The organism is Arthrobacter endolithicus, assembly GCF_026627425.1.
GTDB lineage: Bacteria > Actinomycetota > Actinomycetes > Actinomycetales > Micrococcaceae > Arthrobacter_M.
Map to the genome: position 1 here is coordinate 223,063 of NZ_JAPNLH010000005.1, position 6,375 is coordinate 229,437.

The 6,375-nt window shown below is 65.6% G+C and carries 5 protein-coding genes; 3 read left to right on the plus strand and 2 right to left on the minus strand.

Annotated elements, in window-relative coordinates:
- Position 1 precedes the first annotated feature (1 nt).
- The 3 genes from OS914_RS06630 to OS914_RS06640 are packed head-to-tail and all read left to right on the plus strand — an operon-like array spanning position 2 to position 5,123.
- Positions 2-1,999 (plus strand): proton-conducting transporter transmembrane domain-containing protein, encoded by a 1,998-nt coding sequence (locus tag OS914_RS06630; protein ID WP_267545264.1) that lies wholly within the window; start codon positions 2-4, stop codon positions 1,997-1,999.
- 14 nt (positions 2,000-2,013) lie between these two features.
- On the plus strand, positions 2,014-3,618 hold the full coding sequence (locus OS914_RS06635; protein WP_267545265.1) for a complex I subunit 4 family protein: 1,605 nt from the start codon (positions 2,014-2,016) through the stop codon (positions 3,616-3,618).
- Entirely contained in the window at positions 3,615-5,123 is a 1,509-nt protein-coding gene (locus OS914_RS06640) for an NADH-quinone oxidoreductase subunit N (RefSeq protein ID WP_267545266.1), read from the plus strand. Before OS914_RS06635 ends, OS914_RS06640 begins: the two co-directional genes overlap by 4 nt.
- Before the next feature lie 366 nt (positions 5,124-5,489).
- On the opposite strand, the gene OS914_RS06645 is transcribed toward OS914_RS06640, so the two are convergent.
- Complete coding sequence (locus tag OS914_RS06645) at positions 5,490-5,798, minus strand: hypothetical protein (protein WP_267545267.1); 309 nt, start codon at positions 5,796-5,798, stop codon at positions 5,490-5,492.
- A 132-nt stretch (positions 5,799-5,930) separates the two neighbouring features.
- Positions 5,931-6,375: WD40/YVTN/BNR-like repeat-containing protein (locus OS914_RS06650; protein WP_420713879.1), on the minus strand; the 445-nt coding region annotated here is incomplete at its 5' end.

The following is a 6,375-nucleotide window of genomic DNA, read 5'->3' on the forward strand; positions in this document are numbered from 1 at the left end:
TATGGTCTTGTGGCTGCTGATTCTTCTACCCGCGCTCGCCGGCGGAATCCTGCTGGCAGTCGGACGGAAGGCCGACGGCGCCGCGGCTCCGGTGTCTGTGCTGGTCGCCGTTGTGCTGCTCGGTCTTGCTGTGGCCGCGGCGCTCCTGCGGCCCGCCGTCGAAGCACCGGGGCTCGAAGGCATCCCTGCCGGTCTGGCCGTCGATGGGCTCGCCGGCGCGGCGGTGGTGACGGTGACCGGCATCTTTTTCGCCGTGGTCGTCTTTGCCGGTGCGGACCTCGGACCCACCGAGGCCAGAGCCCGGTTTTTCGGCCTCATGCTGCTGTTCGGTGCCGCCATGCTCACGACTGTCACGTCGACAGGGATTCTGACGCTGCTCGGCTCGTGGGAACTGATGGGCGCCATTTCGTATGCACTGATCGGATACTGGTGGCCGGACGCCGCACGGGTCAGATCCGCGACCTTGGCGTTTATCACCACCAGGGCGGCAGACCTGGGCATGTATCTGGCCGCCGGAGCGGCGTTGGCCGGCAGCGCAGTTGCGGGCGCAGCCGGCGGTCCGGGTCCAGCTGGTGGCGCAGCCGGACTCCGTCTCGATTCCCTCGCGGGGATGCCGAGCGGCTGGCGGGATGCTGCGCTGGCCGGATTGGCGCTGGCCGCGCTGGGTAAATCCGCGCAATTGCCGTTTAGTTTCTGGCTCTCGCATGCCATGGTCGGCCCCTCCCCCGTTTCGGCTCTCTTGCATTCGGCCACCATGGTCGCAGCCGGCGGGTATCTGCTGCTGCGTATTGAGCCCGGGATGGCCGCTACCGGTTGGCTCGGACTGGCGGTCTCGTGGGTGGGCGCGTTGACGGCCCTGCTGCTGGGCGCCGTCGCCTTTGCCCAGCGGGACCTCAAGCAACTGCTGGCCGCCTCTACGTGTTCGCAGATCGGCTTCATCGTGCTCGCCGCGGGCGCCGGAAGCGTGGCCGGCGGGGGCGCCCAATTCGTGGTCCACGCAGCCGTGAAGTCCCTGCTCTTCCTGGTGGCCGGGCTCTGGCTGACCGCACTGGGAACCAAGGACCTGCTGGAGCTGCGCGGCGTAGCCCGCGGCCCTGCGAACGGGCCCGTCCTCGGGTACCGGATCGCAGGAATCACGTTCACTGCCGGCGCCCTCGCCCTGGGCGGCCTGCCGCCGCTGTCTATCTGGGCCGCGAAGGACGAGATCCTTGCCGGGGTTCTGCAGGAATCTCCGGCGCTCTACATAGTGGGGCTCGCCGCAGCTGCCGTTAGCGCGGCCTACGCTGCCAAAGCGCTTGCCGTGGTCTGGGCAAAACCGGCCACGTCGGTTTCCGGCCCGGCAAAACCGGCAGCATCCGCTTCCGACGCCAACCCGGCTGCCGCCGCCGGGAAACGCCAACAACATCCTCTTCCTACCGCGGCGCTGCTTCCCCTGCCCGTCCTCGCCACCGCGGCGGTCGTACTCGGCGTCGCCGGCTTGCCCGCCCTCTCGCGTTGGTGGCAGGACCTGCTGGGGCTGCCGGAGACCAGCACCCCGGAGCCGTGGGAACTGGCCGTCTCGGGAGTACTGGCCCTCGCCGTCATCGGGGGTATTTACGGTCAGCAGACCCGGCGGCTGTTGAGGGACGGCACGCTGCTGGGCGCGCCCTCGGGTAACCGGCTAAAGACTTGGCTCGGCGACTGGCTCGGGCTTGAACACGCGGCGTCTGTGCTCGTCACTCGCCCGACCATGGCGCTGGCGGTTTCCCTGGCCCAGTTCGACGACCGGGTGCTGGCCCGCAGTGTCGACGCGGCGGCGGTGCTTGTCCTGAAAGCCGCTACGGGCAACGACCGACGCATCGAGCACGGCATCAGCGCCGCCGTCGGCTCTCTCACCGGCGCAGTCCGGCAGCTGGCCCGCTCGGCCCGCCGGCCGCAGACCGGTCTGGTTCACCAGTATTATGCGCAGGCCATCATTGCGCTGACCGTCCTTGCCGCCCTCTTCGTCGTCCTGAGGTGACTGTGCTTTCTGAGGTGACTGTGTTATCTGAACTGCCGGTGTTATCGATGGTGGTCTTTCTTCCGGTTCTGGTCGGGATCGGTCTGTTGCTGGTGCCCGAAGCACGACGGCGGCTGGTGGCCGGAATCTGGATCACGACGACCGCCGTCGACCTCGCATTGATAGTCGCGCTGTGGATCGGCTACGCGGCCGGCGGCGGCAGAAGCACCGGAGCGGGAGCCGTTGCCGGGGCGTCATCCGGGACGGGAGCGATCGCCTACGAGACCAACCTTGCCTGGATGCCCACGCTTGGGTCCGGTTATCACGTGGGCGTGGACGGTCTGTCCCTGCCATTGGCGGCCATGACGGCCCTGCTGTTTCTGGCCTGTGCCATTTACTCCGTGCGTCAGGACCACCGTCCCCGGACCCATGCCGCGCTTTTCTTGTTCCTGCAGACCGTTTCGCTGGGTCTGTTCGTGTCCTTGGACCTGATTCTCTTTTTTGTCTTCTTCGACCTGTCCATCGTGGGCATGTACTTCATCATCGCCGTCTGGGGGCATGGGAACGCCGCCCGCTCTGCCCTGCAGTTCTTTCTCTACACGTTTATCGGCTCCTTGGCCCTGCTGCTGGGCTTCATCGTCCTTTATCTGGCCAGCGACCCGCACACGTTCGACATCGTCGAACTCATCCGGCAGGATCCGCTGAAAAATGATCCACTGGTGGGCGGCTTGGCCCTGCTGACCATCAGCATCGGCCTGGCTGTCAAAACACCTACTGTGCCGTTCCATACCTGGCTGCCGCCCGCGCACACCGACGCCCCGGCGCCTGGCTCGGTGATCCTGGCCGGCGTATTGCTCAAAATGGGAGCCTTCGGCTTTGTCCGGATCGCCATCCCGATTCTGCCGGGACCCTGGCACAGCTATGCGATGGTCTTCGTTATTGTCGGCGTGGTCTCGGTGCTCTACGGAGCACTGGTGGCCATGGCCCAGACCAACTTCAAGCGGATGGTGGCCTATACCTCAGTCAATCACATGGGCTACATCATCCTGGGACTCGGGGCCGCCGGGCTTGCTGCGGGATCCAACCCGCAGGCAGCCAATCTGGCGGTCACTGGCGCGGTGACGCAAATGGTCAGCCACGGACTCCTGACTGGAGCCCTGTTCCTGCTGGCCGGGGTGCTCTTTGCACGCGGCCACAGCTACGAAATGACCGAATACGGGGGTCTCGCCGGCACCGCTCCCCGGTTCGCCGCCCTGACCGCCGTCGCCGTCTTCGGCTCCCTGGGCCTGCCAGGTCTCTCCGGGTTCATCGCCGAGTTCCAGATCTTCACTGGGAGCCTGGGTGCTGCGCCCATCCCCACGGCATTGGCTCTGCTGGGCATCCTGATTACCGCGGCCCTGTTGCTGCGGATGCTGGCCCAGGTGTTCCTCGGCCCCGAGCGGCAGCCCAAGAGTGAGGCGTCGGAACGTGACGCGCCAGCTGCTGAAACGCCGTACGATCTGCGCCCGCGGGAACTGCTCTCTGTGGCTCCGCTGCTGGTACTGGCCGTCGTCATCGGCGTCTTCCCGCGGTTTCTGCTGGATCTGATTGAACCTGCGGCGCGCGCGCTGATCGCCCTTGTCGCGGCGGGGACACAGTGAACGCAAGGCCCGCTGGGGAGGCCATCAGTCTCGCCGCCCTGGCGCCCGAGATCATCGTGGCCCTGGCCGCCGTCGCCATCCTGCTGCTGGGCAGCTGGCTCCCGAGGCGCCGGCAATATCTGTCCCGTTCGCTGGCGATGGCGGCCGTCATTGCTGCACTGATCCTGTCCGTGGCCCGAGCGGCGCAGCCTGCGGAAGTCACTGCGGCGGCAACCTTCACCATCGATTCATCCCTAAGTGTGGCCCGCATCGCGGTACTGGCCGGCACCGCCGTCGTCCTGGTGCTGGCCGGCGGAAGGTTTAGCGGCCACAAACGAGAATCTGAGTTCTACGTTTTGCTGCTGCTCGGGTCCCTCGGGACTTTGGTCTTGGCCGGCGCCAGCGACCTGCTGGTACTGGGAGCGGGCTACCTGCTCGCCAGTATTCCGCTCTATGCCCTGGTGGGATTCGCCAAAGGCTCAACCGACACCGAGGCGATGCTCAAGTATTACCTGATGGGCGCGCTCTTCGGCGTGCTGCTGCTGGTGGGAATCACGGTGTTATTCGGTGCCGCCGGGAGCACCTCCTATGCCGATCTAGCCCGCGCCCTGCCCGGCGCACCCGCTGGTGCCGCCGCCGTCGGGCTGCTGGCAGTTGCAGCCGGGCTGCTGTTCAAAGCCGGAGCCGTCCCGGCCCATTTCTGGGTCCCGGACGCCATCGACGGCACCACCGGGCCGGCCGCCGCGTTTATTTCCACGATCCCCAAAATCGGCGCGCTCATTGCGCTTTTCCGGCTCAGCTCCCTGCCAGGTGTGCCCGTAGCCTGGCCGCTGATGCTGGCAGTACTGGCGGCATTAACCATGACGCTGGGCAATTTGGCCGCGTTCTTCCAAAATACGGTGCTGCGGCTGCTCGCCTACTCCACCATCAGCCAGGTCGGTTACTTGCTGATGGTTGCCGCGGCATTTGGGCATTCGACCCTCGCGCTGCCCAGCCTGCTGTTCTATCTGCTCGGCTACACCTTCACCAACTTGGGGGCCTTTGCCATCGTCTGTGCGCTACCTGCGCTGCGCACTCTGGACGATTACCGTGGGTTGTTCCGCACCCACCGCTGGCTGGCGCTGAGCCTGATCGTCTGCCTGCTTGGGCTGGTCGGCACACCCCCCACGGCCGTCTTCGTGGGCAAACTCACCGCCTTCACCGCCGCGGTCGACGCCGGTCTCGGCTGGCTGGTGGTGCTCGCGCTGATAAATTCTGTGGCCAGCGTCTTTTACTACCTGCGCTGGATCTACCCGCTCTTCCAACCGGTGCGCGGTCAGCCATCTGCGGACGACGGCGGCGCCGGCTTGCCGGGGGAAGCCGCCCCCTCCGACGGTTCCGCACCGACGACTTCCCACCGACAAGGTGCCGCCCTCGGCGCGCCGAGCAGTGCCCGAGTGGCACTGGCGCTAGGAATCCTGTCGCTGCTGCTGGGTCTGTTCGCGAACCCAGTACTCGCTTTTCTGCAGGTCTATCCGTTCCCGTAGCCAGGGCGGGGAGCTCTGGCGGAACCGCGCGCATATAGCCGGCCGGCACCACGCGCGGCAGGACGACCAGCACGGACCGGCCGGCGCAGCAACCTACCCGGGATGAGCTGGTCGAGCCCGTTCGATCCACCTCGATAATTCGGCACGCAACGTACTGATCGCCACGTCCAGCAGTTGACGCCCACCCAAGGCTGCCAGGCGTACAGCCACTCTGTCGTTTCCCGAAACTTTGAAATTCGACCCTATTAGGCGATGACGCGCCATTTCAAGGGTCGGACGGTCTACTACTTGTGCGGCTCAGGGGTGGCCGCGGATCCGGGCCTGAACTCCACCGATAAAGCCGGCCAGCGGGTTCTGCCGATGTCGTCAGGATATTAGTTCATTCAGTGCCTGACGCAACGCAGCCAACGTCGGTAACCCGGATAGCCCGGACGGGCAGGCATACATCCGGCAGGTGATGGCCGGATCCGCTTCAGACGGAAAAAGGTCCAGACCTCTAATGCTGAATGTCGGCGAACCATGAAAATGTAACTCTTCCGCTTCCTCCTGCGTCGTAATCTCCCGCACCGTGAGACTTTGGCCATCCAGGCCTTCCAACTCCAAGGCACGCCTAAAAAGCTCACGGGCGGGCGCGCTGTTAGGGCAATGAGCAATGATGCGGAGTTCGATGCTCATAGTTCATTCTCCCGGCAGGTCACGTCAGGTATAGAAACACCTCCTTCCGAAGATCTGCGACAGCAAGGTTTGGTGCCCCTACGAGCTCCGGAGCTGACAGTCGTGGCGAAAAATTCTCCGATGTTCATTGAGCTACCCGGATACCGCTGGGCTGAAGGTGGCTCCGCCGTCGGTGGAGACCTGGACACCGGAGAAGGTGGCTGCCCAGATCTGCGGCTTCCCCGTTTCTCCCTCAATTGCTGCGATCGCCTGCACCTGGTCGCTGATCTGGCCGGTTTGCACCCAGCTCAGTCCCGCGTCGCCGGAAAGGTAGACCCTGCCGTCCGGCGTGACTCCGACGGCCGCCGTCGTTGCTTTGTCCTTGGAAGTTGCGAAGGCGGCGTACTGCATGACCGGGGCGCCGGGATTAGGCTGCCACGTCTTTCCGCCATCGGTGGACCGTTGCAGGCCCTGTTCCGTGGTGGCCAGGACAACGGTGCTGGCGGGGCTGCCGGCCAGTACTGCGGGAGCGAAGGACGACGGCGACTGCGTCCAGTTGACGCCGTCGGCGCTTGTCTGCAGGGTCCCGTCGTAGGCC